Source organism: Paenisporosarcina antarctica, assembly GCF_004367585.1.
GTDB lineage: Bacteria > Bacillota > Bacilli > Bacillales_A > Planococcaceae > Paenisporosarcina > Paenisporosarcina antarctica.
Window position 1 is genome coordinate 1,751,120 of sequence record NZ_CP038015.1, and the last position, 26,894, is coordinate 1,778,013.

A 26,894-nucleotide genomic window follows, 5' to 3' on the forward strand; every position below is an offset into this window, starting at 1 on the left:
ATATTTTTATGAATTTAACTCATAATAAAAGACCGCAATCTAAATGAAGATTAGATTACGGTCTTTTTATGTGAGCATGATAGTTCCCAGTTGTTTAGCTTACCTATCTTGTGTTCTTAGAACTTTGGAATTGTTAAGGATTAAAGCTAAGCTTCCTTTACCGTAATGCTTCCATTATCCGAGCTCAGCTGAATTAGCACAGAACCATCTCCGAAAATCATGTCCCTCGACTTCTCACCGAATACGCTTACTTTACCCCAATCACGATCCACACGAATTGTAGCATGTTCCGGTTTGTGATTCATCGTAAGTTCAATGCTACCATTATCAGTCTTCAAGCTGATTGGCCTAGTCAAGATCTTTACATAGCCTACAATTCTTCCATTATCCGTTTTTGCTTCAATCATTGCCTGTACATCATGTAACTCAATGCGACCATTATCAGACTTCGCGCGTACTACATCAGCCTTCACATTACTAAGCTCTAAACGGCCATTATCACTTTCTACTTCAAGTTCAGTTACCTGCACTTTCGTCAGCATAATACGACCGTTATCAGAAATCGTGCGAAGTTGCGTTGCGACTACCTGACTCAACTCAATGCGGCCATTATCTGACTCTATCGCCACAACCTCAGCACGCAATGAATGACCCTTCGTAGAACCATTATCATTATTCACTTTAATCGATTCATACATTCGAACCGGCAATTTTACCGACACTACAGGTACCTTCATTCCAATACCAAATGGGAAAAACCGACGTGACTGCTTTACTTTAATCATAAGTGTATCACCCATCACATCCATCGAAAGCAATGTTTGATTTGAATGATCTGACATATTCACATGTGCTATTTCGTCATGAGACGGTTCAATTGTCAAATGGCCATTCTCAATTTGCATATCCACTTTCCTATACTCGCCAGCCACCGGTAAATTCTCTGGAATCATGTCATCCTCGGTGTATGCTTTCAATAATTCAGACGCAATAAATTTAGACGTCCCAAGAGACTCTATTATTTCCAAATCTGTTTTGCCGTCCTTATTACCATTCGCAAAATACTCATTGAAATCACTAATAATATCCTTCAGTTCATCCGGCTTTAAGTTCCCTAATTCATTTTTTAATTCCTCTAAATAAAGCGATTTTTCCATCATACTTCCCCCTTGTCTAACAATTGATGAACCCCTTCAACAAAATGTTTCCACTCAGCAAGCTGATCCTGCAAATAGTTCTTGCCTTGCACCGTAATCTGATAATACTTACGCGGCGGTCCCTCTGTTGACTCAGACAAATACGTAGTAAAATATCCCTCTTTCGTTAAACGCCTCAATAATGGATACACCGTACCTTCCGATATTTCAATACTATCCGAAATCGCCTGCACCAACTCATAACCATAGCGGTCTTGTCGATCCACTAGAGCCAATACACACAAACTCAGGACACCTTTCTTAAACTGCACATTCACCCATCATCCACCTCCGGTACTATCTATTGAATAGTACTATATCATATCGGTATTAATTAATGAATGGTACCGGTTGTTTTTAATTACTTGACGAAGAAGCATTTATGAAGAAGCTGAAATCACACTCATTCAACCTACTATTTTAATTACTCTTAACACTAGAAAGTGAATTTCAATTATATTAAATGTCATGATTGAACTTTATCGTATTAAAAAAATGCCAACACAATTTATAATTGTGTTGGCATTTGAAACCTTTTTATGGTTGTGAATTTTCTGTTAGCCACGTATCAATAAGTGGATATGTTTCATTAATTGCTTTACGTCCGACAACAACTGAAACGTGACCTGTATCCATCAGATGGAAAGTCTTATTTTCACTTGAAATTTTAGCATTTAGCGGTTCTACTTGGTTTGGAGCAGCAATTACATCACGCTTACCTGCAATATTTAAAACGTTTGCTGTAATCTTACTTAATTCAACCTTCTTACCTCTTATATATAACTCATCATTGATTAGTTTATTCTCTTGATAAAATTCAGTAATCCACTGTCTATAAGCTTCACCTGCAAATGGAATTCCATCATTCAACCACTTTTGCATCAACATCCAGTTGTTTACGAAATTCTCATTATCAGCTCGATCAGCCAGACTGAGGTATGGACCATAGAAATTTGCTATTGGGTTTAACAGCTTGTTTCCGAAATCGATCATATCATGCGGAATCATACCAAGTGTGTCAACTAGTTTATCTACATTAAAATGACGTTTGTCTAACCAATTTGTAAATAAACCCGCATCTGTAAAATCAAATGGACTCGTCATGAATACTAAATTCCGAATTGGTAAGTCCGTATGGAGAGCAGCAAAAATTGAAGTCATCGTTCCACCCATACAGTAACCAAATAAACTGATTTCACTTGCGCCAGATGTTTGTATTACTTTCTTAACAGCACGCGGCATATAATCTAAAATGTAATCATCCAACTTCATATTTTTATCTTCATAACCCGGTGTGCCCCAATCAATTAAATATACATCGTGACCTTGATTGGTAAGATGTTCAATTAAACTATTACCAGGTGTTAAGTCCAATATATATGGTTTATTAATCAATGCATAAACCATTAAAATAGGAACACTATTCGTTTTCTTAATGGCAGGTTGATAGCGATATAGTTTAGCTTTATTTTTTGTCCAGATAAGTTCTTTTGGAGTTTGACCAACTTTTGGGTCCGGTTCATCCGTAAGAACTTGCGTCATACGTGTAAAGCGTTGGTAACTTTTCTTAACATCATCGGGCATTGTTTTCATCCATTTTTCTACTTCTTCAGTATTAGAATAAATCATTATTTTCCCCCTTATAAATAAAACTCATGTATAAGAGACTTCCTTTTCGGAAGCCCCTTTTACAAAGATATTAGTCCTTTTTTACATATATAAGCCGCCATTCACATTAATTGACTGGCCAGTTATATAGTCAGCTTGTGCAAGGAATAACACTGCTTCCGCAATTTCGTTTGTTTGCCCTAAACGTTTCATAGGTATTTTAGATACAATACCTTCTTTTACATTATCTGGCATTTCTCCAACCATTTCAGTTTCGATAAAGCCAGGACAAACTGCATTGACAGTAACACCATTTCTTGCAGTTTCCAATGCTAAAGATTTCGTTAAACCGATCATTCCAGCTTTTGAAGCTGAATAGTTCGATTGACCGAATCCACCCGCTTGACCAATGATTGAACTTATATTGATAATTCGACCATATTTACGTTCCAACATATGATCAATTACCGCAGAAGTTGTATAGAAAACGCTGTTTAAGTTTACATTGATAACCTCGTTCCATTGCTCATCTGACAAGTTACGGAACGTACGGTCTCTTGTAATTCCTGCATTATTTACAAGAATATCAATCTTCCCATAACGTTTTTTTACTTCTTCCATAAAATTCTTTACATCTTCTGGTTTAGAAACATCAGATTGAATTGCACAAGAAGTACCACCAAGTTCTTCGATTTCCTTAACAACGGCATCTGCACTATCAGTTCTTGTTTGATAATTGATTGCAACGAATGCACCATTTTTTGCTAAAACCTTCGCAATGGTAGCTCCGATTCCACGTGATCCCCCTGTTACAACTGCCACTTTCCCTTCAAGTGGTTTACGAATTGTATTTTTATTAGTTAAGTCCACTATATCCATTGCCATCAACATACACATCCATTCATTGTATTTATATTACAAGTACGTGAATTAATTTTTAATTCAATTCTTTCGATGTTTCAATGGGCTTTACTTTGCTAATTGCACCGGATGGTTTTATTTTACTGATTTCTACCGATTTTTCTTTGTTAATTGCTTCAGAAGGTTTTGCTTTCATAGCTGTATCAGCGTTTTTAGCTTTAGCAATTACATCATAGGATTTTGTTTTGCCGATTACTTCCAATGATTTTTCATTACCTATTAACTCGATTGCTTCAAGTACCTTATCCAACTTCATATCCAAATCTGTAACAGCTCTTTTTAACTGGCTAATCTCTATTGTCGGATCCAGTTTAGTCATTTCTGTATCGAATTTTTCATCAAGATCGTCAAACTTACCTTCCAAGTTTATTACGAGAGATGCTACATCCGCAACTTCACTCCGTGTAGGCATATTGGCTTGTTTCAAATAGGTTTCAGTTGTTTCTTTTGCAAGCTCCTGATATTTAAGATAATAGTTTAACGTCTCTCCCATTCCCTCAGAGAAAGATTCTTTTTTCAATGTTTCTTGGATTGCATCATTCCAGCTAGCTTCAGTTTGTTCATAAATTTTCTTCCACATTGTAAGTGGATCAAATGGCAACGTTTGTGACAAAATACTTCATCTCCTTAATATTTTCTATCTCAGAGAATATCGGTTCATTCCCTATAACTTAACTATACGAGACGTTGGATATTAAAGGAATATAAAGAAAGTACTAACTATTCTACCGTTTCTTTGTTTCTTCAACAGTACTCGACAGATTCCGCTATATTCCGAATGAACTAGTTATTCAATCTAAGATGTAGTGTCGCTGTTTTTCATGACGACTTTACTACTCTATGAAATTGGGTTCCAACATATTCGAAAAATTGACTTTAACTGAAGAATTATTTATCCGAAAAAAGAAATACAAATTTTTAAAAAATTTGTATTTGACAATTTAAACATGTAGGTGTAAATTACATGTATAGACATTTTATATGATTGGTTGGTGATGATTTATGGATTCAAAACAGGAGGAAAACAAAAATGATAAAAGTACCAATTTAGGTACTCCAAAAAATTTCCTAATTCCAATCATGCTATTACATTTACGCGATTGGAATTCACATGGCTATGAGTTAATGCAAAAGATCACACAATTCGGATTCGATTCAGTTGATCAAGGAAATCTTTATCGAATTTTACGACAACTCGAAAAGGATGCCATGGTTACATCTAAATGGGATACGACATCAGGAGGACCAGCAAAACGAATCTATACGATTACCGCAGCTGGTGAACAATATCTAGAGGTTTGGGCTAGCTCGCTTGGACATTACCAAAAAATGTTGAATCAATTTTTTAATTTATATAATCCTTTTTTTACTCCTTATAAATCATCTTCAAAAGATTCAGATGAGGAGAAATAAAAAACTTATTGGTACCAATGCACATTTGTTGCATGCAACATATAGAATGAACTGTTTCACGGTTACAATAAAAAGGAGGAATAATTATGAATACGAATATAACGACAATGACAAATCAGCAATCGATTAACGCAGTAGATTCAATATGGGATGGCTGGTTGAACAGTTTTAAAACGCTTCAAGGTTTTCAAACTGAAATGGCTGAAAAATCATTACAAGCTGTAGAAAACCAAAAAGAATTTATGAATACTACTCGCGGGGCGTTAAAGAAGATGGAAGAAGAAGAAACTAAAATAAAAGAAGAGTGGAAAACAAACTTACAAAGTACGTTGAATACAGTTGATAATAATCAAGGTAATCCGCTTGTTTCCACTTGGATGAATCAAATTGAGGAAATTAATAATTCCGTTCAAGCTCTTTCTTGGACACCTAGCAAAATTATGTTGGATTTATTCACACAATCACAGAATCAATTCGAGTCTAATATTAAAGAAGCTCTTGACCAACAACAAAAGGGTCGTTCTGAAGTGCTGAAAACAGTAGAGCAACTAACTGAAAAAATGAAACAAACTCATAAAGAACTTCTACCTACAGTTTAAATACAAGACGATTGAATTAGTAAGTGAACGAAATACCGAGTAACTGGGAGGAATTATGTGCTCACCTATTATGATTTAAAAATCGGTGATAAGGCCAGCCTTTCTAAAACCATTTCTGAATCTGATATTTACCAATTTGCTGGAATTACTGGTGACTTCAACCCTTTACATGTTGATGCTGAATATGCGAAAAAATCAATATTTTCTGAACGTATTGCGCATGGTATATTAACTGCTGGTTTCATCTCTTCTGTATTAGCAATGAAGCTGCCAGGTTCAGACACTATCTATTTATCACAAAATCTAATCTTTAGAGCTCCTGTTAGAATTGGAGACACTGTTATTGCTGAGGTAGAAATAATAGAAAAAAGAGATGATAAAAAAATCATTCGTCTTCGAACGCAAGTAAGAAACCAACGTGATGAGATTGTTATTGATGGTGAAGCTATCGTGATGAAATGAATTTTCTTGTTTACCGGCTACTCGCTTAACTTAATTCATTTAAAGTTGTTTTATAGCATAATTCCTCATATCTTTTGATGTCTATCTAATTTACATTGTAAGTGTTGGGAATATAAAAGATCAGCCAAGTATTCTATGGCTGATCTTTTATTGATGAAAAAATCAGCAAAATTCTGGCGTTTAAATGTAGCATTTGTTTGTTATTGAAATTTTCAATTATTAATAATTCTTCAGATTCTTTACCAATCGGATCTTGGTGGAAGAATTAACGAATCACAACTTCTTTTAAATAATTGGCGATTGACATCATGAACATCCCTTGGAGATAAGCTTTTGCGATTTCCACTTCCACCTGTCTCGTTGTTTATAGAATAATAAAAACCATATTTGCTATACTTATTTAATTCTTTCAGTACTTTAATATTTTTCTAAACTTCTCGTGGTACATAATCCAAAGCTCAAAATGTAATATGTGGAGTAACTGTTTCTCCATATTTATTGCCTGCTTTACCAAGTGGTGGTGTAGCTGCTGGTGAGAAGCCATACGCTTTGTATTCTTTATCTTTTGCATATCTTTCCGGATGTCCCCTTTACCTATTGGAATATAACTTCCTAAACGTGGTTCTGTTTAAAACATACCGTAATGATAATCAATACGTTTTCCTTCTACCACATCATAACCACCAAGGAATTAACCTACCTCAGCGTAGTATAGTGTTTAATAATTAAACAAATTTACTTGTTTCTCCGTTTGTTTAATACTTTATAAGCATTTCCCACAGTCTTGCTTTAATGATCCATCTTTCGTGACTTCGAGTTATAATAAAGACCGTTCCATTTTTCTAGCGATGAGTACCGTATCAGCTCAGCAAATAGAATGAATAAATCCTATATCATGGTTCTACTTTAAACTCGAATTGTTGTACTGAATAAGTTTACTCAATTACAGCCTTATTCTCCCGCGGTTGATTCAAAGAATTCCTTTTGATATAATAATAATAGAAATTGCGTACAAAAATAATGATTAGTTGGCGTGAATTCACCAACTAAGATTAGAAACCCCTCTTAACCTTTGACACCAGGATGGGTTATTTTTTTTGAGTAAACGACGGAAAAAAGCTAGGATTACGAACAACCCAATCTGGCCAACAATTCTAATAGACAAATTTCCCACATACACTCTATTCATAATCATACATATAATAAATTATAAATTAATCTGATTCTTTGATTGTTCACAGTCAATACATTTTTTCCAGATAAGTGTTAAAAGCTAGAAATATAGCAAGATTTCTTGATGTAGATGAAGAATTTCTGCTCGAGGAACTCGAAATCATCTAGTAGGAATCCTTAATTTCTGTTATCAGAGTTTTGCAGACTATAGTTGTAAATATGTAATTTTTTAATAGATAGGAGGATTCAGTGTGGATCAATTTGACCAATCTCTTGAAACATTAATTGAAGGCGCAGGTTGGTTAGCACCTTTACTTTTTGTTCTATTGCATTTATTTCGCCCATTTTTCTTTTTGCCAGTTATCGTTGTCTGTATAGCTGGTGGTGTATTATTTGGTTTTATAAAAGGTACTTTGTTATCGTTTATCGGTCTTTCTCTGATGAGTTTGGTTTCATATTTGCTAGTTATTAAATTTCCGAAGTTCCGTAATAAGATCACGCGACTGAAGGAAAAAATGTTTCCCGGTCAGACCATTTCCGTAAGTCAAGTCATGATTTTACGCATCATGCCATTTGTTCATTTTCATTTACTTTCACTTTATTTAATCGATATGGCTAAGTCATTTAAGGAATATATGTATTATTCTTTATTAGGACTCATCATGCCAGCTATCTTATATACGGCTTTCGGCAATGTAATTACTGAGTTACCTTGGTATTTAACGGCTATCCTTTTTCTTTTTCTGGGTGGTATTTATTTGTATATAGGTAAATTCAATAAAACTCGAAGCGAGGAAAATTGAGTTAATTTAAAGAAGAGAATTCTATAACATAGTATTTGACTACAAATACTATAAAGATATCAGGTTTCTGGTTCACTTTAGAATGCTACCAGAAGCTCAATAAAGTATAGAAAAAAAGCGCAAGTGAAAGGGCAATGGCCCATACGCTTGCGCTTTTTTCCCATAGGCATACCTACTGCGAGTTTGCGTCTTAACTACTAAATACAATCATTTTTTTTCTACAGGTCCAGTCCAAGAAGACATTCCTTCTGAAACATTTAATATCATAAAATCTTCATCAAATAAAATGCTACTTGCTTCTTTTGAGCGGTTTCCGCTTTGGCAAATGACTATATACTTTTGATTTTTATCTAATCCCTCAATATCTCCATTTTTTATCTCAGATAAAGGTTTGTTCAAAGAACCTGGAATATGTCCAGCTCCGTATTCTCCAGTTTCTCTTACATCTATTACTTTATATCCTTCTTCTACTTTTAGTGGAATATCATCAATGGCGATCGTTTCATAAGTAGCACTAGAACTACATGCAGTCAAAGTGAAAATGACAACAAATAGAAAAATAATGAATTTTTTCATAATACCTCCAATGTAAAAACAAACTAATGGCTTTGCCACTAATTCTATTTTAAGACTCTTATTCTAGAAGTCAATAAATATACCCTGCGGGGTTTAAATTTTTTTTCCATTATTTATTTATCACTTATGTAAATAGAATAAGAATTGATTTTTTGAAAATTGGTTCCTTTTTAATTTGAATTTAATTTCTGTTTTTCCTGCATTAATTGTTCTAACTTAGAAACTATGGTGTTCTCTATGGAAGATGAATGCAACTTAAGTGTGTTCACCTTATTTTGGATTAACACATGCCCTTCATAGAAAAACAACAGTTCATCAGCGATGTCATCAACGAAAGAAAAATTGTGAGTGGAAAAGATAATAGTTTTTCCCTTCCTTTTTTCCTCGAGTAAAAATGTTTTCATCCATTTAATCCAATAGGGATCCAATCCATTTGTAGGTTCATCCAAAATAAGGACTTTTTCATTTGATAATAAAGCCTGTGCAAAGCATAGACGCTGTTTCATCCCTTTTGAAAAAGTTTCGATTTTTTGATTTCTAACATCATATAATCCAACTTGTTTTAAGATCCTGCTGCATTTCTCTTCTTCTACATTTCTCAAGGCTCCCAATAATCTAATTGCCTCTAGACCAGTTAGGTTGGTAGGAAATTCCATATCGTCAGGCATGTAACTAAAACGTTGTACTCCCCACTGAATAGAACCAGTGGTTGGCCTGATGATATTTGTGAGCAATTTAATAAAGGTACTCTTCCCCGCACCATTTCCACCTGTTAATGCGACGATACTCCCTTTTTCAATTTCAAAATCGAAAGGATGCAAACCTATATTTCCTGTTTTATATTTTTTTGAAAGCTTTTTAATTTGTATCATATTATCAACCTTCTTTTCGATATAGAATTTTACCGCTAATAAAAATCGGAATAATTACCCAAAGGATTGAAATAAATCCGTAAATAATCATTCCACTAGGTGAAAGGAAAAAAGTTGAAAAATTAAAATATAGGGGTCCCAAAACTGTTGAATTTCCTGAGAATATTATAAATCCAATTCGAATCCATTCTGCTGGATTCGTGAATGTCAAAAAGATAATAAGATTTTGTAATATGATTCCTGAAACAACTGTTCCAATTGCCATTACAATATAGTCATAAATTAATAAAAAGAACGCCCAGATCCCTAATGCTAATGACAAACTATGAATGCGATTTTTTGATAAGCTTCCAACGAGTATAGATAATGCAGAAAAAATGGCAACGGTGAAGAAAGAAAGAATGATAAGTAGGAAGTCAAATGCTTGAAGCGTTTGCAAAGCTTGAACCATCATTACAAGCCCACTGCTAATAATTAACATGATACTAAATGAAAAGAATAAAGCGAAAAACTTTCCCCAGGTATAGGTACTTGCTTTCATTGGATATGTTCTCAATAATGAAAACCACCGTGAATCAACATCAGAAGAAATCGATAGAGCTCCGATTGACAATGTGAAAAGAGGTAGTAATAAAAGCAACACATTTAAAAAGGATGCAGAATATCGTGTAAATGATGTTGTGATAGGCAATGCAAACAGTTGAACAGTAGTGATTGTCAAAAGTAACACGGAAAGAAGCAGCCCAAAAAGTAGTAAAGAACGACTTCTTGCGATTTTTTTCATTTCAAAAAACACAAATACTTGTGCTTTATTCATACTCATGAACTCCCCACTTATGCTCTTGTAAGTCTTGCTGAGTTAAGAGTTTTCCTTGCCCTTCATTTTTGATAAACTGCACTGCTCTTTGCTCCGATTCAAATGCAAGAACTCCATAAGTCATGGGTGTCCAAAAATCTTTATGGTATACAAAGGAAGCCTTTGTTGTATCAATCCATTCATTACTTTCATAATCTTTAATATAACTTGCTCCAATGTCTGATTCTTGCTTATCAAGTATATATTGTACTAAACATCCTAAATCATCAAAAATTAACTTATCTCCATTTGTCAATATAGCTTGAGCTGCAAATTCTTCGTGTGTAATACTCATATTACACACGGCACAGGTATCCACTTCTGGTTGAATCGCACGTGGGCTCATGTCTTTAGACCCGCAGCCTGACAAGATCAGGACGACACAGAAAGTACAAAAAGGAATAAACGTGCGTATTAACAGTACATTTTTCTCCACAATAGCCAACCTCCTACTAATCCTGTACTCCCAATAATAAAAGGAATTACATTAAAATTTAAATAGATCTGATTATTAGACCTTTGAACAAATGGCTGATCATCACGTACAACGCTGTTATTTTCAAAGGGAAGCTTTCTTTCTATTTTACTAAGTGTTGCAACGGATGGAGATTCAAAGAAAAATTGGTACTCTTTTTGTTTAATCATGAGCTTTGCATAAGAATCATTTGATTGATAAGGTGAATCACCGTGGCCATCTAAATCTAAATCCACTCCGTCATAGTCATCCCAATAGTTTTCATTTACAATCGCTCCATTTTTATCAGAAACAGATGAAACAATATTCCCGTAGACTTCATTTCGTGATAATTGATTTGACGATGCATATTTAATAAATTGAAACCCCGTCTGATTTGAAGCGACAGTATTTTTTGTTATAGTTGAATTTTCAATGCTCTGAAATGATATTCCTACTTGATTTGATAAAAGTTTGTTTTTTGACAGATGGATTTGTTCACCTTCAAAAAGGACAACTCCAAAACCGTTATACTGATTTTGGTGTTCTATTATATTCCCAATAATGGCGGTATTGGAAGTCAACATATGCATGACGCCTGTCACATTATTGTGGAGGTGATTTTTAAATATTTGAGTTCCATTCGAATACATGAGATGAATTCCATATCTTGAATGAGAAATTTCATTATTTATCATTTTACTATTCACATCATTTTTCACATAAATCCCATCTTGAACAGATTCAATATTTGTATTCTCAATGAGAATTTCTTTAGTATAATCAAGTGTAATTCCATTTGACTTCGAAGAAAAATGACCTTCTCTTCCTAACAAAATAACTTGGTCAATTTTACTGTCTTGCACTTTAAACAGGTCAATTCCTTTATCCAATAAATTGAACGTCACATCTTTTATTAATATCCTTTTACTATTTGAAATTTTTATTCCTAAAGAATTTCCCTTCAAATTAGTACTCTTCATATTGATGTGATTAATTTGAACATCTTGTGTATTGTCAATTGTAATGACAGGAAAATCACCTTGACTGATAAGGATAACGTCCCCATTTCCTATAAGAGTGAGGGGTTTGGAAATGATGATTTTTTCATTGTAAATACCAGACTCAATGAAGATAGTGGTTCCAGATTCTGCGTTATTAATTTGTTGTTGAATTCCCTCTTCCGCTTCTATAGGTATTGGAAAAGTAGTAAAGAGTAGAAGTAAACTTGTTAGAATAAATGAAATCTTAGAAAAAAACAACCTCCCACCTCCTAAGCAAAAAGGAAAACCCTTCCCTAAAATCGTCATCTTTGAGAGTCACTGTTCTCATCTTTATCTTTGTTTTCGGGTTTGATTTCATTCATTTCGGTATTATCTTCACTTTTCATATCATGTGTTTCCTTACTTTCGAGATTCTGCATTTTTTCTATTTTCTTAATATGACGGTGACCTGCAACTTTATCAATGTCACTTATAGAAGAAAAGCTTGCTTTTTCGCTACCAAGTTCTTCTATGAAGGCTTGTCCACCTTCTTTATCCTCAAAAAATGCATAGCCGTAATTCATAGGAGTTTTTATTTCTGTCTTAACAACAACAGCAACATCTAATTTAATCCATTCAAGTGTGTGATAATCTCTTACATACTTTTCTAATGTACTATTATCGATTCTTTCTTGATTTAACATGCAACCTACATCGTCAAAAAATAAAGATTTTCCTTCCTCTGTGATTCCTTGGGCAGAGAACATTCCCATATCATGAGCTTTATTATAAACATCCATCTTACAATATTTACAAGTCGCATCTTCACTTGGCTCTGATAACACAACAGTGGTCTCGCTAGATTCGCTATCTTCAACCTCTATTTTGTCAGTTGTTATATTGTCATCTTGAGCTACGCAGGCTGCTGTAATAATCATTAGTAATAAAATAATACCTAGTAATAATATTTTTTTCATATTTTTCTCTCCTTTCATTCATAAAAAGACTTTAACATCGAAATGCGAAGTTTAAGTGAAGTCTTGCCTAATGTTTTTGACTATTACATGTCTTTCTTACTCCAAAAAACAAATATCCACCATAACTTTATTGATTATTATTGTGAAGTGTGTTTCAAATTACTGAAAATGCAATTAAGTTTCACATTTTCTAAAAGTATGATATATAAATTGAAAGCTAAAGTATATGCATTGGTTTTGAAAAGAGGAATTATGATGAGTATGGGAACAATATTAGTTATTGATGACGAAATTGCAATGAGAGCATTAATTAAATCTTTTCTTGTACCTGAGGGTTATCTTGTTAAGGATGCTTCCAATGGCATGGAGGCCTTAGAAATGATTTTTGTGGAATCACCAGATCTCATTATTGTCGATATCATGATGCCATTTATGGATGGTTACACTTTCACAAAAGAATTGAGAAAAACTTCTGATACGCCAATCATCTTTCTTTCAGCGAAAGGAGAAGAGTGGGATAAAGTGAAAGGGCTAAAGTTAGGAGCCGATGATTACTTAGTTAAACCCTTCCATTATGGTGAATTAATTGCACGAATTGAAACTGTGTTAAGAAGATCTTCTAAACATTATCGTAAAGTATTAACAATAAAAGCTGGTCCAATTACAATTGATGTTGAAAATCACCTTGCATTTTTAGATGGCAAAGAAGTTTCACTAACATTAAAAGAGTTTGGGTTACTTTCCTTATTGGTAACACATAAAAACAATTTAATTACACGAAACAACCTAATGGCAACGATTTGGGGACCGGAATATAGTGGAACTGAGCGGACTGTAGATACTCATATAAAAACTCTTCGCCTGAAGTTGAAACAACATGGGGTTCTCATAAAAACTGTTTGGGGATTAGGATATAAACTTGAGGTGTAATCATGAAGAAGGTAAAAGTTAATTTTAGTAAAAAAATAAATTTATTGTTTATTGGCAGTATAGCGTTTTCTGTCCTATTTTCATTTTTGTTTCTTCATTTTTTATATAAGGATCTTTATTTAAATACGATACGCCAATCCGTAGAGTACCAAGGTCAACGAACAGCTGCACATTTCCACTATGGGGAATTGTCAGATGTTATTATCGAAAAGATACAGTGGTATAATATCGTATCCGAATATGAGGTTATCGTAGTCAATCAATTGGAAGAGTTAAATAGTTCTTTTCCATACCTAATTGATGATGAAAACTTAGTAACCCAGAGTGACCGTGACATATTATTATCAGGTCAATCGATTATGAAAGAGGGCTACGTTAAGAAGTTTCAAAAAGAAGTAATTGGTGCAATTTATCCAATATTTAACGGTGATAAAGCCATTGGATTTATTTTTATTTACGTTCCTTTAGCTGGTTTATCACAAGTTTTCGGGAAAAGCATTCCTATTCTTCTTATTATTGGCACACTCTTTTTTATTGTTACTAGTTTGATTATTAATCGAGTTCGACAATCGCTCTTTCAACCCTTACTATCTATTCAAAACTTATCCAAAGAAGTGTCGAAAGGTAACTATAAAAATCGATTGCAAATTAGACAGATAGATGAAATTGGCCAAATGTCACAAGCTTTTAATGAAATGAGCGAAGCCTTGGAACACCAAGAGGAACGTAAAAGAGAGTTTCTATCTAATATTGTTCATGAAATTCGAACTCCACTAACCTATATCAATGGCTACACTGAAGCTTTACAAAATCAGCTATTCTCCTCTCCAGAAGAAGCTCGTCAATATTTGAATACAATTGAGCAAGAAGTAGGTAGATTAAAAAAATTACTTTCTGATTTAGTGGAATTGAACTATTTACAAGAGAATTTATATCGTTTTGAAGAAACGCCCATCGTTATTTCTCAGTTATTACATGATACATGTGACCTTTTTCGAATCCTTTCTAATGAGAAGAAGATTATTTTTCAATTTAATGTGGATGAAGACTTAATTATTTTTAATGATTCAAAACGAATTCAGCAAATTTTTTATAATCTAATCGATAATGCGGTTAAATATTCGAATGAAGAAACGATTGTTCATCTTACCCTTACTCAAGAAGACGATCAATTTCTATTTGAAGTGATAAATACAGGCTTCGCAATTTCAGAGGAAGATATTGAGCGTATAGGCGATCGATTTTTCAGGACCGATAAAGCTAGAAATCGACAAACTGGTGGAACGGGATTAGGGTTATCAATTGTTAAAGAAATTATACGAATTCAAGATGGTTCTTTTTCTATGACGAGTATTGAAAGTGGAGAAATTCGTGTATCTATCCATTTGCCCATTCATATCAAAAATATAGGAGGTATGGGAAATGAAATACATGAATAGAGCGCAGTTCAAGATTATTCTTATAATAGTAAGTGTTATGTACTTTTTAACTGGATGTTCTTCACTCCAAAATCAGCCCGATAAGCTTAACTCTTTTTCTTTTACCGATCAACATGGGGAGGAATTTGGTCTTGAAGATTTAAAAGGGGAAATGTGGATATCAAATTTTATATTTACTAGTTGTGAAACAGTTTGTCCTCCAATGACAGCAGCGATGGCGGATATTCAAGAAGAACTTCTAAATAACAATATGGATGTAGAAATTGTTTCTTTCAGTGTTGACCCTTTGATTGATACACCAGAAAAGTTAGACAAGTACCTATCTCAGTTTACTGATAATGATTCGAATTGGAAAATGCTTACTGGATATAAACAAGAAGAAATAGAAAAATTCGCTTTAGAAGAATTCCAGACTTTGGTAAATAAGCCCAGTGGTACAAGTCAGGTTTTACATGGTGTAAATTTCTATTTAGTTGATATTGATGGTGTCCTAGTAAGTGAATTCAACTTTACGGAGCCCGGCTTAACAGAGAAAGTCATAGAAGAGCTTAAAAATTATAAACCTTAAGTAAAACTTACTTTAAATTATTACTTGAACTAGTTATAAACTTTAAGGTTTAAAGCGAGCCTCAAACTCAAGTCTAGACTGTATGGCAAAATCCTTTTATTCTGCTCGTACATTCTTAAAGTACCGGTTGTCACTTTCTGGATTTATATTAATTAGGTTATGTTACTATAGGTTCACAAATCCGCTGTAAAATATGTTCAAGAATAAAGACGCCGATTAAAGTGACTTTTTCACTTCAATCGGCGTCTTTAATATAGTAGCCTCTAACATTTCAATTCCCAGTACATTTTGAAAATTGAATATCAAAGATTTACTGTTCATTAAAGCACTCAATGACTAAAAATAGTCCACCATAATGATAGTCTATTTTTGAAATTGACAAGTTGGATTGTTTTAATAATTCAAGTGTATCACGGTTTAAATGACATCCATCACAAACTTTTCTCCATAAGGGGGTTAGTAGATCTTGCGCTTTTCCTAAGTTTTTATTATTGACTCGTACATGTTCAAAGAGCAATATTTTAGCTCCGGGTTTACTAACTCGCTGGATTTCTTGAAGAGCCTTAATAGGTTCTGGAATGGTGCAAAAAACTAGCGTTGCTACTACTGAATCAAATGTATTATCAGAGAAAGGAAGTTTTTCCGCTTTGTCTAAATAGGTTTGTATGGGAATACCAGATTTCTTTATTCGTTTGTATGATCGTTTACTCATTAAAGGATTGGGTTCAATTGCGTCTATTTTTATAGCATTCGTATAGTAAGGAATATTCACTCCCGTTCCTGAACCTATTTCTAGTACCCTTCCCTTAGCTTTTCTTATTAATGTCGTTCTAATTCTTTTAAAATATGTATGTTCTAGTGGATTCATTGCTATATCGTAAATTCTCGGAAACCAATTCCCCATTGTATTATCACCTCTGAAATTATCCTTTCAGTTCACACTTGTTTTTCATAACACTAGGTGAAGCTTTAGGTACCTTTATATTGAAAAAACACTCGTATTCATCAACACCTGAAACATTATCAAAAGTTTTTTCTTGCAACTCCAATGCCATGAATGCCTCATCAGGTACTTCGAAAGGAGTTTTTATCCCCATATAGATACTCTGTTAGAGCCTTATTTTGCTGTATTTATTCCTTCACGAATTATAAGTCTTCCTATACCTTTGTATTAACACTTTGGTAGGACTGAACAAGAGCAAGTGCAAGTGATTTTGTAATTAGGCGTTTTTATGTAAAACTAATAATAATTTGTTCTATTCGAAATAGTTTCTTAAAATTAGTATGTGGGTTGTTTTCTTACATTTAGACGAAGATACCAGGAATATTGTAACTGCTGTTCAATAAGTAGGACTATTAATCCTTATAATTCTGTTGTCATTTCACTAGTCGCTATGATTTCTATGCCTTTAAGCGCTTGTGTTGCCAAGCGGTCCGCTTCTGCATTGGCTTTCCTAGGCACGAGTTCGAATTCAGCCTGAATACCGAGGTCTTGCAACTTTCCGTCAATACGCTCCGCCCATCCCGACAGGATACTCTCGGGCCAGTCCCCGCTCATCTGGTTAATGACAACGTTAGAATCTCCAAAAAAACGGACGGGCAAATGATGGACATTTAAGTGTTCAAGTTCCAATAGGCTCAAGTGGAGTGCGGCATATTCAGCCTCATTATTTGACACGAGATTCTCCATGGCTGCGTTCCGACGCAATCGGTACGACTTCCCACTTTGATCATAATAAATAACACAACCCAGTCCTGAACTGTTGGTTCCACGGTCGAAACCTCCGTCGAAATAGACCGTGATGTTATGGGGTTCGGTTTCGATACCTTTCAAGTAACCCTTCAATTCTTTGATTGTCCACATGCTGTCGAACTTGTCGATGAACATTATGTTTTTTGCACGTCCTGTCCGCTCCAAGTCCTCTGCAATCAGAAGTCCTTTAATTGCTAACATTTCTTCGGAAATGAAGACTGTTTCCTCCCCTTTTGGTGTTTTGTAAGTCCATTCAATTCGGATTTTCATCTCCATGCCCCCCCTGTATATGTAAGAATATGTACTTGTTATACCTTCTATTAGGCTCGACTTATATAATAATTATTTAACTGCTAATTGTCTATAAGCATGCAACAGTCGTCCTCAAGATATACCCATATCTTTGAGGACGACTATTTTAGTGTGCAAATTTTGCCAATCAGGCACTATCATTTTTTATTTTCCGAAAAAATCACAATTATTTTTTTGGTCATTACACTCTTGAATTCTTGCTTAAGATGCTTGGGTTTCTTGGTATTGATTAAGTAGTAAATCTAGTTCTTGACTGCATGCTACAACACTTGAATGTGTTAAACCAAAATGTTTTGCTTTATGATACATAACTTTCTTTTTCAAAGTAATTTTCCCTAATAATATTTTGCTTAACATACTTTTTCATCATTCCTCATTTTCAAAGTGGCCAATAGTATTGCACAAAGAATATCATATAACATTTGCCTATAAATAAATACCTAATTCTGTAAATGACATTAGTTTGTAACAGTATATATATTTCGGTAAAGTTTGTAATAATTAAGCGTCTAATTCCTCATCTCTGAATTTTTTAATTTATTCCTTTAGTAGCATTTACCCCAAATATTATAACCGATGAGTTGATTAGTCTATGCAGTCTTTTTTATATAAATTTAAGTAATTAAACATAGTAACTTCTTTTTGGGACAACCTTATAAGTAAGAAAAGTGGCATGAGGTGATTGTATCTTGATAATAGAAAGGTCGTCTGAGTGGAAAGAAGGCTTTATTGAAAGATTAGAGAATCGTGAATCATGGGATAATTGGTTACTTTACAATATGAATTACGAAGTAGTAAAAACGAACTTGATTACAGATTTTTCGGGTCTTCAATCGCCTAAATATTTACCCAATCTCACTCCCCTTGTTCATCAACTGGATGTAGCGGAAACGGTTATTGAAAGGATGAATGGCAAAGCTATTCTTGCAGATGAAGTGGGGCTCGGAAAAACCATTGAAGCGGGTTTGATCTTGAAAGAATATTTAATCAGAGGGCTTGTGAAAAAAGCTCTAATTTTGGTCCCATCTTCGCTTGTCAATCAATGGATAGAAGAACTGAACCAAAAATTCTACATTCCTGCCATGCAATATAAAAAGAATTACGATCTAAACACCTGTAATATTGTTGTCATGAGTATGGATATGGCGAAAAGAAGCCCGCATAAAGAAAGTATTTATGAGCAGAATTATGATTTGATTATCATTGATGAAGCACATAAATTAAAAAACCATAAAACGAAAAACTATGAGTTTGTTCAAAATTTAAAGAAAAAATTCTGTTTATTGTTAACTGCCACACCCATTCAAAATGATGTATTTGAATTGTTTTATCTCATTTCATTACTCAAACCCGGACATCTTGGGAATTACGAGACGTTTCAATCAGCGTTTTCTGCGAGTAAACACAATTTAGAACACGAAGAGTATTTAAAAGAATTGGTGAATCAAGTTATGGTAAGAAACAGAAGACAGGACACTGGAATCGAATGGACAAAACGTCGTGTTCAAACAATTCCAATCCAGTTCTCCAAAGAAGAAAGAGAAGTCTACGAGTTGATTTTAGAACTTAAAAATATTTCATCTGTATTTTCGGGTGCCTTCTCTATGATCACTTTACAAAAGGAAATGTGCAGTAGCAAAGAAGCTACATACTTGACCTTAAATAAAATGCGACAAAAATGCACTGAACCACAAGAAATTGAATACGTTGAAGGAATAATTCAAAAGTTGATGGTTTTAGAAATGAACTCGAAGGCAGAAAAAGCTTACGAGATCATTTCTGAGGCAAATGATAAGGTCATTATCTTTACCGAATATCGAGCCAGTCAAGCCTATTTGCAGTGGTATTTATATACAAAAGGAATAACAAGCGTCCTCTTTAATGGGAAATTCAAGAAAAACAAACGAGATTGGATGAAGCAACTATTTAAAGATAAAGCGCAGGTCCTTATAGCTACAGAATCCGGAGGAGAAGGAATAAACCTGCAATTTTGTCACCATGTTATAAACTATGATTTACCTTGGAACCCCATGAAGTTAGAGCAGCGAATTGGACGTGTTCACCGGTTAGGACAAGAACATGATGTTCATATATACAATCTAGCTATCCAAAACACAATTGAAGAAAATATATTGGACCTACTCTATGTAAAACTTGATGTTTTTGAAAAAGTGGTAGGTGATTTAGACGAAATTTTATCAGCTTACAAAAAAACCATTTGAGAAAAATATAGTAAGCCCATTCAAGGAGGATGTCCATGTATCCACAACAAATTCATGGCTATTTACAAAAGTTTTTCACAGAAAGTAATTGCCCTATTTTAAATAGTAATAACCATTTTATGACCGTTCAATTAACAGTTGATATGGATAAGAAAATTATGAACCGACCATTTTATTGGAGATACTTAGAAAATACAGATGGCGTGCCGAACCCAGCACAATTAACTTTCATCACCGATCAAAATCAGCTAGATGAAGACATTAAAGGTGAAGTGGTACACTTTGGTTCTCCTAGACTCAATCAATTGTTTCAAACAACTAAAGAGCTCGGTGCATATGTACAAATGTATGAGAAGGTCTTCAATCAATCCAAAATAAAAACCATTTTAACCCCATGGCTAGGCGTGAATTATAAGGTATCGTATTACAGCGATCAAACGAAAGAAATGTTTCACTCCTTAGGTATTAACTTAATTACAGGCAACCTCGTAGATGGTTTTCAGGACTGGGTTAATGGATTGGATTTAAATTCAAGAATGTCAGACGATGCCTTTAAAATAACGTATATTATAAAGCCAATTCGCGCCATGGAAAGATTAGATGCAGCACTAGAAAATATCATACAAGAAGATGATCATACATGGGCTGAAGAAGCAAAAATGAGATGGCATAAGGATCGAGAAATCTTAGAATACTTCTATGAAGGAATAGAAAACAAGCCCGAATGTTACGAGTTGGAGAAAAAAGCAATGCAAGAACAATACGAATCTAGAATTAAAATTGAAATTGTAAATGGTGGACTATTTTACTTGAAATGAATTTAACAGAGTATAAAATCAAACTTTAAATAAAAAAATAGAAAACTTAGAGTGTTAGCAGTACCAAGCAATCCCGGTCGCGCTCTTTTCTGCAGTCAAAACTTTTTGTGAGTATGTCCATCGCTTCCCTGCTACTCTACAAATTCTAAAAAATAAGTTTAGACTCCACTATTACAATAAATAGAGACAAAATTGCATCTTCAAGGTATACCTTCTCCTTTAATGCACGATTATTGGAGCAACTTTAGGGAAGAATAATCAGGTTGGATTTATTTTAATAATTGGAGGGATAAAGAAATGGCAAAAATTGCAGTAGAAGAACCCTATGAAGACGTAAAAAAGGCTTTAGAAGAAAAAGGTCATAACGTAACGATGTTCGTCACCGATGAAAATGTTACAGGATACGATTTAGGTGTCGTTAGGACTATCAATGAAGGTCATAATGACGAGTTCAATTTTCCAGTTGTGGCCATGTCGGGAATGTCTATCGACAATGTTGTAGAAGCAGTAGAACATCGGCTAAATCAGGTTTAATGGAACATAATTAAAAAGAAGTTCAATTATTTTGATCTTCTTTCTTTTTTCTTCCTATATAAACACATTTCATAATATCTGCTTCGTATACATCAAAGTCAGACACTAACAAAACATCTGTATATCTATTCAATTTGAAACAGTAAAGTTAAAAGGAGTTGCTAACATGGATGCAAAACGAGCTAAAGAAATCTCTTCTTCACAAAGCATGATAAGGGTCTCCTATAACGGGGAACCTATTTATATTGAACATGTCGATCAAAGCAACGGACTAGCAACAGTCCATCTCCTTGATGATCCAACTAGTAAACAAAGTGTTTCTGTTGCAGAATTAGCAGAGCAATAAAAGTTGATTCAAATTTCTTTCCCAGGTCTCACTCGCTAAACTAGTGTGTTTTATCTCCTATAGTTATAAAAAATTTGTAACGATTGAATAGTTTAGCAACCAAATACCGATTTTTATCTTTCAATAAAGCAGGCATCCATTCTCTGGATGCCAGCTTTTTCTGTTTAAATACGATTTTATATGTGTTGTATTACCGCATTTCCGGGAATCTTAACTTGATTAAACGATATAAATTCTCAGCTATTGCCTTACCAACTGCATAAACTGGTATTACCAGAATCATACCAACCAGTCCCGCCAAATTCCCACCAATATAAAGAAGGAAAATGATGGTTACGGGATGAACAGATAATTTTCTTCCCATGACATTCGGAGAAATTAAATTACTTTCAACTTGCTGGATAATAATGATGGCAATAATTACCCATAAAGCAGTCAACGGATCTTGAAAGAATGCCACAATCACTGCAGGAGATGCCCCTATTAAAGGACCTACAAACGGGATTACATTTGTTAACATCGCAATTAATGCCAAAATAATCGCATAGTCTACACCGATAATTAAATAAGCGATAAAGCTCAATACACCTACAAACAAACTGACGATTGCTTGTCCTTGAATATATGCGCTGAGGTTCTCGTCCATATCTTGCAGGATATTTCTTCCTTCATCTCTTGAATCATGAGGAAGAAAACTTAAAAAACTATCTGGAAGTTTATCTCCATCTTTCAACAAGAAAAAAAGAACGAAAGGCACAACAACTAAAGATGTCATTGCACTAAAAAAAGTTTTCATGATACCTAATACACTCGCTCCTGCACCTGACAAAGCTAATGAGAAATTGTCGGCAATTGAAGCTGAATCAAAATCAGATAAATATTCTTGGTCTTCTATATAACTCCACCATTGACTTGACAATGCTTCATCTATCCAATTTTGAACTTGGTGAACAATAGCAGGGAAATTATTAACCAAGTTTGTCACTTGGCTGACCAACAATGGACCAAGCCAGATCGAGAATCCAGTTATAAGTCCAATGAACGACAAGAAAATGAGGAGGATCGCTAAAACACGATGCATTTTTCTTGATAAGACATGGACGAGTGGACGAAATATATAATACAAAATCCCACCAATGATAATAATAGGTGCCAATGTAGAAAAGATAACTTGTATTGGATTAAAAATAAAAGGTACAAGAAGAGCTAAATTTATTACGATTAAAATAAGTACCGCACTATATAAAAAGCGAAACCATTTTGTTGTTAGCATACTGTTCCCCCTATCTGTTAAATATTATACAAATTAAAATTTACTTTAGTGATGAAATTTCTTGAAAACGTAATTGCTACTACTTGGTGCCTTTCCTATATATATACTACAATAGATTAAAGGTAATCTGCCTCTTTATATGAAGAAAGGTTGTTTAATTTATGAAACCAGTTAACAATATAACGGACTTAATAGGTGATACTCCTGTCGTCAGGTTGAATAGAATTGTGCCGGAACAGGCAGCTGATGTCTTTGTGAAGTTAGAAATGTTTAATCCAACAAAGAGTGTGAAAGACCGGGCTGCTAATAATATGATCAAAATGGCTGAAGAACAAGGTTTGATAAATCAAGGTGATACGATTATCGAGCCAACAAGCGGCAATACAGGAATCGGTCTTGCCATGGTGGCAGCAGCCAAAGGCTACAAAGCGATTCTCATACTTCCCGATAATGCGACTCAGGAACGGATTAATTTATTGAAGGCTTTCGGAGCTAAAGTAGTTTTGACTCCAAGTGAAGAAAAAATGCCTGGAGCTATCCAAAAAGCGCTAGAATTAAAAAATGAAATTCCTAACAGTTTTATTCCGCAACAATTCGAAAATACCGCGAATCCAGATATTCACCGGACTACAACAGCGTTAGAAATTTTGGCGCAAATGAGTGGCAAACTCGATGCTTTCGTAGCAACAGCTGGCACAGGTGGAACCATTACAGGCACAGGGGAGACTTTGAAAGAAAATATACCAAGCTTATATGTAGCTGTTGTAGAACCAAAAGGATCACCTGTATTATCAGGTGGAAAACCAGGTAAACATAAGTTGGTAGGTACAAGCCCGGGCTTTATACCAGATATTTTGAATACCGAAGTTTACGATGAAATTATGCAGATTAGTGATGAAATTGCCATTGATATGTTTAAAAAATTAGCTCGCGAAGAAGGCATTTTTGTCGGTCCTTCCGCAGCTGCAGCAGTTTATGCATCCATTGAAATCGCCAAACGTTTAGGAAAAGGTAAAAAGGTGCTGTGCATAGCTCCCGATACAGGTGAACGCTATTTGAGCATGAATTTATTCGATTGAAATATTTTTAATCATTAAAGAAGAGAAGATTGATTCCCCCTCTTCTTTTCAATTAAAATATTCGCTACTTTTTATGATCATTATTCTCCTTCTATCGTAAAGAATCGATTTCAAGTTCTTTGTTTATGTTTTCCGTAACAGATTTGTTACACTAATTTAAGCAAGTTAGTATTGATAATAAAGGAGTGTATATTATGCAAAATTTAAAAGGTAAAAACGCTTTAATTACCGGAGCAGGTAGAGGAATTGGCCGTGCAACAGCGATTGCTTTTGCTGCAGAAGGTATTAATGTTGGTCTTCTAGGACGAACAGCAGCTAACCTTGAAAAAGTGGTTAAAGAACTTGAAAAATACGATGTAACAGTTACGTACGCTGTAGCCGATGTAGCCGATAATGAATCTGTTACTGCTGCAGTCGATCATATCAAGTCAGAACTTGGCCAAATTGACATCCTAATTAACAATGCGGGAATTGGGAAATTCGGTAAGTTCCTTGATCTTTCACCTGAAGAGTTCAAAAGCATTATAGATACTAACTTAATGGGCGTCTATTATGTGACTAGAGCCGTTCTTCCAGAAATGATTGTGAGAGAATCAGGAGAGATTATTAATATTGCTTCAACTGCCGGCCAAAAAGGCTCACCTATGACAAGCGCATATAGCGCTTCTAAATTTGGTCTTCTTGGCCTTACGGAGTCATTAATGCTTGAAGTGAGAAAGCATAATATCCGTGTTAGCGCATTGACGCCAAGCACAGTTGCTACAGATTTAGCAATCAATGAAAATCTTACCGATGGCAACCCAGATAAAGTCATGCAGCCAGAAGATCTTGCTGAAATAATGGTTGCACAGTTAAAACTGCATCCACGTGTTCTTCTTAAATCTGCTGGATTATGGTCTACAAATCCTTGATTTTACAAATATAAGTTTCTTCAACACATTAAAGGACCTTTGGGGTCCTTTTTATATGTTGTGTTAAGCCTATTTTATTTCAATGCTACACTAGTTACTTACTCCATACCTTTACCCTTCAATAACCATTGTTTCCCAACCGTCATACGCTCCCTCAAACTTCTCTGCATTTATCCATATGTTCATCAATTGCATGGTAATCAAAAGAGTCTATCCTGGAAATGTACATAACATAATCGTCTCATCATCCTTTTCAGATGATCCTTCTTCTAGCGTGAACACTTCTTTTTTGACGGCTATTGTGAAGAGCTTCATCATTTTTTCATTTTGAAACAAAGCAATATGCTCTATCTTTCGCCGAACTTTTAACTTATCACCCAACCCTACTAAGGATTCTAATACATTGTGGACTATACAGATTAAATTACAATAAACAAGCTATCCTCGAAATCTACTGATTTCAAGGATAGCTATTGAAACTTCAAACACAATTGAAGCATTTGCATATTCAGTTTTTATTTTTTCTATTCCTAGACCAAATAACGACTGGAATCAGCAACAACGACAGGAAGCCACCAGCAAGTGAGAGGGTTGCGTAACTTGTAAATGCTACGACTATTCCTGAAATCCCTCCCCCAGATACGCCTGCCAAAGCTACCAATACATCTACAGATCCTTGCGTCTTTGCACGGGTGGATGGATAAGTTGAATCCACGATAAGCGCTGTACCACTAATCAAACCAAAGTTCCAGCCAAGTCCAAGCAGAGCTAGAGCGATGATAAGCATCAGCATGGAATCGGCAGGTGCAAAAGCAGCTACCAATCCTGCAGCCATTAAAGTGGCACCTGCAGCTATTGCCATGACAATTCGGCCAAGCTTGTCAACAAGTACTCCTGTGACAAGGGATGGGAGATACATAGCTGCGACATGGATGCCAATAACCAACCCTATATCACTCAAATCATGTCCGTGATGTAGCATATGTACGGGTGTCATAGTCATTATGGCAACCATTACTATTTGAGTAATGACCATTACCGAGGCTCCTAAAATGATTCCTCGTTTGTTGATTTCAAGTGTTTTAGAATCCGCGTTAAGAACATTAATATCACTTGTTTTCTGCTCATCGGCAATGGCTTGTGCAACCGTAAGAGGGTCTGGACGAAGTAAGACTAACAAGACCAATCCGGCAATAATGTAGGCTGTGGCTGCTAAAATGAACGGACCGGCTAAAGAAGGAACACCAATTGACGTAGCAAAGCGGCCCATTACACCAACCAAGTTTGGACCCGCAAAAGCACCGAATGTGGTTGATACCATTGCTATACTAATGGCTGTTCCTCGCTGCTTAGAACTTGCTAAGTCAGTACCTGCATAGCGCGCTTGTAAGTTTGTTGCAGTTCCGGAACCATAGATTAGCAGTGAAGCAAAAAGCAGGAAAATATTATTGGTTAATGCTGCGATCACTACTCCTATTGCCCCAATACCGCCAGCCAAGAATCCTGTCGCGAGTCCTGAACGACGTCCAAAACGTTGAGATAGTCGCCCTATAATTAGCGCAGCCCCAGCAGAACCAAGAGTAAACAGCGCAACGGGAACTCCTGCAAAACTATCAGTTCCTAGCATATCCCGAGCGAGAAGGGCCCCAACAGTTATACCTGCTGCAAGTCCTGCTCCTCCAAAAATTTGTGAAATGACAACAATTAATAACGTCCGTCGATATAGCTTTTGTTGCTTTTCTGGAGAATCAACGTAACTCTTCACCCAGTCTGGTTGACTTTTATTTACGACTGGATTATCAGGTTTCTGCGACAC

Annotated in this window: 31 protein-coding genes; 13 read left to right on the forward strand and 18 right to left on the reverse strand. The window is 34.9% G+C overall.

The window, feature by feature from the left end:
- Positions 1-146 precede the first annotated feature (146 nt).
- From E2636_RS08775 to E2636_RS08795, 5 genes are all read right to left on the reverse strand, one after another.
- Entirely contained in the window at positions 147-1,157 is a 1,011-nt protein-coding gene (locus tag E2636_RS08775; RefSeq protein ID WP_134209867.1) for a DUF4097 family beta strand repeat-containing protein, read from the reverse strand.
- Positions 1,157-1,474 (reverse strand): PadR family transcriptional regulator, encoded by a 318-nt coding sequence (locus E2636_RS08780; protein ID WP_017378611.1) that lies wholly within the window; start codon positions 1,472-1,474, stop codon positions 1,157-1,159. The genes E2636_RS08775 and E2636_RS08780 overlap by 1 nt, the downstream gene beginning before the upstream one ends.
- A 259-nt stretch (positions 1,475-1,733) precedes the next feature.
- Positions 1,734-2,825, reverse strand: a complete 1,092-nt coding sequence (gene phaC / locus E2636_RS08785; RefSeq protein ID WP_134209868.1) for a class III poly(R)-hydroxyalkanoic acid synthase subunit PhaC — start codon at positions 2,823-2,825, stop codon at positions 1,734-1,736.
- Between the two features lie 81 nt (positions 2,826-2,906).
- Positions 2,907-3,689: a 3-oxoacyl-[acyl-carrier-protein] reductase gene (gene fabG / locus E2636_RS08790; RefSeq protein ID WP_134209869.1), complete on the reverse strand. Its 783-nt coding sequence runs from the start codon at positions 3,687-3,689 to the stop codon at positions 2,907-2,909.
- Between the two features lie 52 nt (positions 3,690-3,741).
- Positions 3,742-4,338, reverse strand: coding sequence for a polyhydroxyalkanoate biosynthesis repressor PhaR (locus E2636_RS08795; protein ID WP_134209870.1), 597 nt, complete (start codon positions 4,336-4,338; stop codon positions 3,742-3,744).
- Positions 4,339-4,727: 389 nt separating this feature from the next.
- Here E2636_RS08795 and phaQ point away from each other — a divergent pair, with 389 nt between their 5' ends.
- The 4 genes from phaQ to E2636_RS08815 all read left to right on the forward strand — a co-directional run bounded on the left by phaQ (position 4,728) and on the right by E2636_RS08815 (position 8,175).
- A complete protein-coding gene (gene phaQ, locus E2636_RS08800; protein WP_134209871.1) occupies positions 4,728-5,138 on the forward strand; it encodes a poly-beta-hydroxybutyrate-responsive repressor in 411 nt (136 codons plus the stop codon).
- 86 nt (positions 5,139-5,224) lie between these two features.
- Positions 5,225-5,737 (forward strand): hypothetical protein, encoded by a 513-nt coding sequence (locus E2636_RS08805; RefSeq protein ID WP_134209872.1) that lies wholly within the window; start codon positions 5,225-5,227, stop codon positions 5,735-5,737.
- A 57-nt stretch (positions 5,738-5,794) separates the two neighbouring features.
- The gene (locus tag E2636_RS08810) at positions 5,795-6,199 is read left to right on the forward strand and encodes a MaoC family dehydratase (RefSeq protein ID WP_134209873.1); all 405 of its coding nucleotides are present in this window, start codon (positions 5,795-5,797) and stop codon (positions 6,197-6,199) included.
- A gap of 1,424 nt (positions 6,200-7,623) precedes the next feature.
- Positions 7,624-8,175: a TVP38/TMEM64 family protein gene (locus E2636_RS08815; RefSeq protein WP_134209874.1), complete on the forward strand. Its 552-nt coding sequence runs from the start codon at positions 7,624-7,626 to the stop codon at positions 8,173-8,175.
- Positions 8,176-8,382: 207 nt separating this feature from the next.
- On the opposite strand, the gene E2636_RS08820 is transcribed toward E2636_RS08815, so the two are convergent.
- The 6 genes from E2636_RS08820 to E2636_RS08845 all read right to left on the reverse strand — a co-directional run bounded on the left by E2636_RS08820 (position 8,383) and on the right by E2636_RS08845 (position 12,893).
- Complete coding sequence (locus tag E2636_RS08820; protein WP_134209875.1) at positions 8,383-8,751, reverse strand: rhodanese-like domain-containing protein; 369 nt, start codon at positions 8,749-8,751, stop codon at positions 8,383-8,385.
- 170 nt (positions 8,752-8,921) lie between these two features.
- Entirely contained in the window at positions 8,922-9,623 is a 702-nt protein-coding gene (locus E2636_RS08825) for an ABC transporter ATP-binding protein (RefSeq protein ID WP_134209876.1), read from the reverse strand.
- A 4-nt stretch (positions 9,624-9,627) separates the two neighbouring features.
- A complete protein-coding gene (locus E2636_RS08830; RefSeq protein ID WP_134209877.1) occupies positions 9,628-10,440 on the reverse strand; it encodes an ABC transporter permease subunit in 813 nt (270 codons plus the stop codon).
- Complete coding sequence (locus E2636_RS08835) at positions 10,433-10,915, reverse strand: nitrous oxide reductase accessory protein NosL (RefSeq protein ID WP_134209878.1); 483 nt, start codon at positions 10,913-10,915, stop codon at positions 10,433-10,435. Before E2636_RS08835 ends, E2636_RS08830 begins: the two co-directional genes overlap by 8 nt.
- Positions 10,894-12,195 carry a right-handed parallel beta-helix repeat-containing protein gene (locus E2636_RS08840; RefSeq protein ID WP_166669501.1) on the reverse strand — a complete coding sequence of 434 codons (1,302 nt, stop codon included), beginning with the start codon at positions 12,193-12,195 and terminating at the stop codon, positions 10,894-10,896. The genes E2636_RS08835 and E2636_RS08840 overlap by 22 nt, the downstream gene beginning before the upstream one ends.
- A gap of 44 nt (positions 12,196-12,239) precedes the next feature.
- Complete coding sequence (locus E2636_RS08845; protein ID WP_166669502.1) at positions 12,240-12,893, reverse strand: nitrous oxide reductase accessory protein NosL; 654 nt, start codon at positions 12,891-12,893, stop codon at positions 12,240-12,242.
- 255 nt (positions 12,894-13,148) lie between these two features.
- On the opposite strand from E2636_RS08845, the gene E2636_RS08850 reads away from it, so the two are divergent.
- Genes E2636_RS08850 through E2636_RS08860 form a run of 3 tightly spaced genes read left to right on the forward strand, consistent with a single transcriptional unit; the run spans position 13,149 to position 15,830 of the window.
- Positions 13,149-13,823, forward strand: coding sequence for a response regulator transcription factor (locus E2636_RS08850; RefSeq protein WP_134209881.1), 675 nt, complete (start codon positions 13,149-13,151; stop codon positions 13,821-13,823).
- 2 nt (positions 13,824-13,825) lie between these two features.
- Entirely contained in the window at positions 13,826-15,262 is a 1,437-nt protein-coding gene (locus E2636_RS08855; protein ID WP_134209882.1) for a sensor histidine kinase, read from the forward strand.
- Complete coding sequence (locus tag E2636_RS08860) at positions 15,246-15,830, forward strand: SCO family protein (protein WP_134209883.1); 585 nt, start codon at positions 15,246-15,248, stop codon at positions 15,828-15,830. Before E2636_RS08855 ends, E2636_RS08860 begins: the two co-directional genes overlap by 17 nt.
- Before the next feature lie 310 nt (positions 15,831-16,140).
- Here the strand turns inward: E2636_RS08860 and E2636_RS08865 are convergent, their stop codons facing one another.
- From E2636_RS08865 to E2636_RS08880, 4 genes are all read right to left on the reverse strand, one after another.
- On the reverse strand, positions 16,141-16,734 hold the full coding sequence (locus tag E2636_RS08865) for a class I SAM-dependent methyltransferase (protein WP_134209884.1): 594 nt from the start codon (positions 16,732-16,734) through the stop codon (positions 16,141-16,143).
- Between the two features lie 19 nt (positions 16,735-16,753).
- Complete coding sequence (locus E2636_RS19205; RefSeq protein WP_208324185.1) at positions 16,754-16,927, reverse strand: hypothetical protein; 174 nt, start codon at positions 16,925-16,927, stop codon at positions 16,754-16,756.
- Between the two features lie 266 nt (positions 16,928-17,193).
- Positions 17,194-17,853 (reverse strand): reverse transcriptase-like protein, encoded by a 660-nt coding sequence (locus E2636_RS08875; RefSeq protein ID WP_134209885.1) that lies wholly within the window; start codon positions 17,851-17,853, stop codon positions 17,194-17,196.
- A 243-nt stretch (positions 17,854-18,096) separates the two neighbouring features.
- The gene (locus E2636_RS08880; protein ID WP_134209886.1) at positions 18,097-18,252 is read right to left on the reverse strand and encodes an aspartyl-phosphate phosphatase Spo0E family protein; all 156 of its coding nucleotides are present in this window, start codon (positions 18,250-18,252) and stop codon (positions 18,097-18,099) included.
- 332 nt (positions 18,253-18,584) lie between these two features.
- Between E2636_RS08880 and E2636_RS08885 the strand changes: the two genes are divergently transcribed.
- The 4 genes from E2636_RS08885 (at position 18,585) to E2636_RS08900 (ending at position 21,815) form a co-directional block, all read left to right on the forward strand.
- The gene (locus tag E2636_RS08885; RefSeq protein ID WP_134209887.1) at positions 18,585-20,117 is read left to right on the forward strand and encodes a DEAD/DEAH box helicase; all 1,533 of its coding nucleotides are present in this window, start codon (positions 18,585-18,587) and stop codon (positions 20,115-20,117) included.
- A 35-nt stretch (positions 20,118-20,152) separates the two neighbouring features.
- Complete coding sequence (locus E2636_RS08890; RefSeq protein WP_134209888.1) at positions 20,153-20,935, forward strand: YqhG family protein; 783 nt, start codon at positions 20,153-20,155, stop codon at positions 20,933-20,935.
- Between the two features lie 297 nt (positions 20,936-21,232).
- Positions 21,233-21,469, forward strand: a complete 237-nt coding sequence (locus tag E2636_RS08895) for a YkuS family protein (RefSeq protein ID WP_134209889.1) — start codon at positions 21,233-21,235, stop codon at positions 21,467-21,469.
- Positions 21,470-21,635: 166 nt separating this feature from the next.
- On the forward strand, positions 21,636-21,815 hold the full coding sequence (locus tag E2636_RS08900; protein ID WP_134209890.1) for an H-type small acid-soluble spore protein: 180 nt from the start codon (positions 21,636-21,638) through the stop codon (positions 21,813-21,815).
- Positions 21,816-22,005: 190 nt separating this feature from the next.
- Here E2636_RS08900 and E2636_RS08905 read toward each other — a convergent pair whose 3' ends face one another.
- Entirely contained in the window at positions 22,006-23,088 is a 1,083-nt protein-coding gene (locus E2636_RS08905; protein ID WP_134209891.1) for an AI-2E family transporter, read from the reverse strand.
- A 161-nt stretch (positions 23,089-23,249) separates the two neighbouring features.
- Between E2636_RS08905 and cysK the strand changes: the two genes are divergently transcribed.
- Both cysK and E2636_RS08915 read left to right on the forward strand, forming a co-directional pair.
- Complete coding sequence (gene cysK, locus E2636_RS08910; protein WP_134209892.1) at positions 23,250-24,167, forward strand: cysteine synthase A; 918 nt, start codon at positions 23,250-23,252, stop codon at positions 24,165-24,167.
- A gap of 194 nt (positions 24,168-24,361) precedes the next feature.
- Complete coding sequence (locus tag E2636_RS08915; protein ID WP_134209893.1) at positions 24,362-25,078, forward strand: 3-ketoacyl-ACP reductase; 717 nt, start codon at positions 24,362-24,364, stop codon at positions 25,076-25,078.
- 210 nt (positions 25,079-25,288) lie between these two features.
- On the opposite strand, the gene E2636_RS08920 is transcribed toward E2636_RS08915, so the two are convergent.
- Both E2636_RS08920 and E2636_RS08925 read right to left on the reverse strand, forming a co-directional pair.
- Positions 25,289-25,498, reverse strand: coding sequence for a ribonuclease E inhibitor RraB (locus E2636_RS08920; protein ID WP_134209894.1), 210 nt, complete (start codon positions 25,496-25,498; stop codon positions 25,289-25,291).
- Between the two features lie 88 nt (positions 25,499-25,586).
- Complete coding sequence (locus tag E2636_RS08925) at positions 25,587-26,894, reverse strand: MFS transporter (protein ID WP_134209895.1); 1,308 nt, start codon at positions 26,892-26,894, stop codon at positions 25,587-25,589.

What these genes read in the sequence shown, in the direction of transcription:
- E2636_RS08825 (WP_134209876.1), bottom strand. Translation starts at nt 9,623, where the DNA reads ATGATACAAATTAAAAAGCTTTCAAAAAAATATAAAACAGGAAATATA.
- E2636_RS08845 (WP_166669502.1), bottom strand. Translation starts at nt 12,893, where the DNA reads ATGAAAAAAATATTATTACTAGGTATTATTTTATTACTAATGATTATT.
- phaC (WP_134209868.1), bottom strand. Translation starts at nt 2,825, where the DNA reads ATGATTTATTCTAATACTGAAGAAGTAGAAAAATGGATGAAAACAATG.
- E2636_RS08855 (WP_134209882.1), top strand. Translation starts at nt 13,826, where the DNA reads ATGAAGAAGGTAAAAGTTAATTTTAGTAAAAAAATAAATTTATTGTTT.
- E2636_RS08820 (WP_134209875.1), bottom strand. Translation starts at nt 8,751, where the DNA reads ATGAAAAAATTCATTATTTTTCTATTTGTTGTCATTTTCACTTTGACT.
- E2636_RS08890 (WP_134209888.1), top strand. Translation starts at nt 20,153, where the DNA reads ATGTATCCACAACAAATTCATGGCTATTTACAAAAGTTTTTCACAGAA.
- E2636_RS08860 (WP_134209883.1), top strand. Translation starts at nt 15,246, where the DNA reads ATGAAATACATGAATAGAGCGCAGTTCAAGATTATTCTTATAATAGTA.
- E2636_RS19205 (WP_208324185.1), bottom strand. Translation starts at nt 16,927, where the DNA reads ATGGGGATAAAAACTCCTTTCGAAGTACCTGATGAGGCATTCATGGCA.
- E2636_RS08775 (WP_134209867.1), bottom strand. Translation starts at nt 1,157, where the DNA reads ATGGAAAAATCGCTTTATTTAGAGGAATTAAAAAATGAATTAGGGAAC.
- cysK (WP_134209892.1), top strand. Translation starts at nt 23,250, where the DNA reads ATGAAACCAGTTAACAATATAACGGACTTAATAGGTGATACTCCTGTC.
- E2636_RS08865 (WP_134209884.1), bottom strand. Translation starts at nt 16,734, where the DNA reads ATGGGGAATTGGTTTCCGAGAATTTACGATATAGCAATGAATCCACTA.
- E2636_RS08805 (WP_134209872.1), top strand. Translation starts at nt 5,225, where the DNA reads ATGAATACGAATATAACGACAATGACAAATCAGCAATCGATTAACGCA.
- E2636_RS08850 (WP_134209881.1), top strand. Translation starts at nt 13,149, where the DNA reads ATGAGTATGGGAACAATATTAGTTATTGATGACGAAATTGCAATGAGA.
- fabG (WP_134209869.1), bottom strand. Translation starts at nt 3,689, where the DNA reads ATGGCAATGGATATAGTGGACTTAACTAATAAAAATACAATTCGTAAA.
- E2636_RS08905 (WP_134209891.1), bottom strand. Translation starts at nt 23,088, where the DNA reads ATGCTAACAACAAAATGGTTTCGCTTTTTATATAGTGCGGTACTTATT.
- E2636_RS08880 (WP_134209886.1), bottom strand. Translation starts at nt 18,252, where the DNA reads ATGTTAAGCAAAATATTATTAGGGAAAATTACTTTGAAAAAGAAAGTT.
- E2636_RS08875 (WP_134209885.1), bottom strand. Translation starts at nt 17,853, where the DNA reads ATGAAAATCCGAATTGAATGGACTTACAAAACACCAAAAGGGGAGGAA.
- E2636_RS08915 (WP_134209893.1), top strand. Translation starts at nt 24,362, where the DNA reads ATGCAAAATTTAAAAGGTAAAAACGCTTTAATTACCGGAGCAGGTAGA.
- E2636_RS08900 (WP_134209890.1), top strand. Translation starts at nt 21,636, where the DNA reads ATGGATGCAAAACGAGCTAAAGAAATCTCTTCTTCACAAAGCATGATA.
- E2636_RS08895 (WP_134209889.1), top strand. Translation starts at nt 21,233, where the DNA reads ATGGCAAAAATTGCAGTAGAAGAACCCTATGAAGACGTAAAAAAGGCT.
- phaQ (WP_134209871.1), top strand. Translation starts at nt 4,728, where the DNA reads ATGGATTCAAAACAGGAGGAAAACAAAAATGATAAAAGTACCAATTTA.
- E2636_RS08830 (WP_134209877.1), bottom strand. Translation starts at nt 10,440, where the DNA reads ATGAATAAAGCACAAGTATTTGTGTTTTTTGAAATGAAAAAAATCGCA.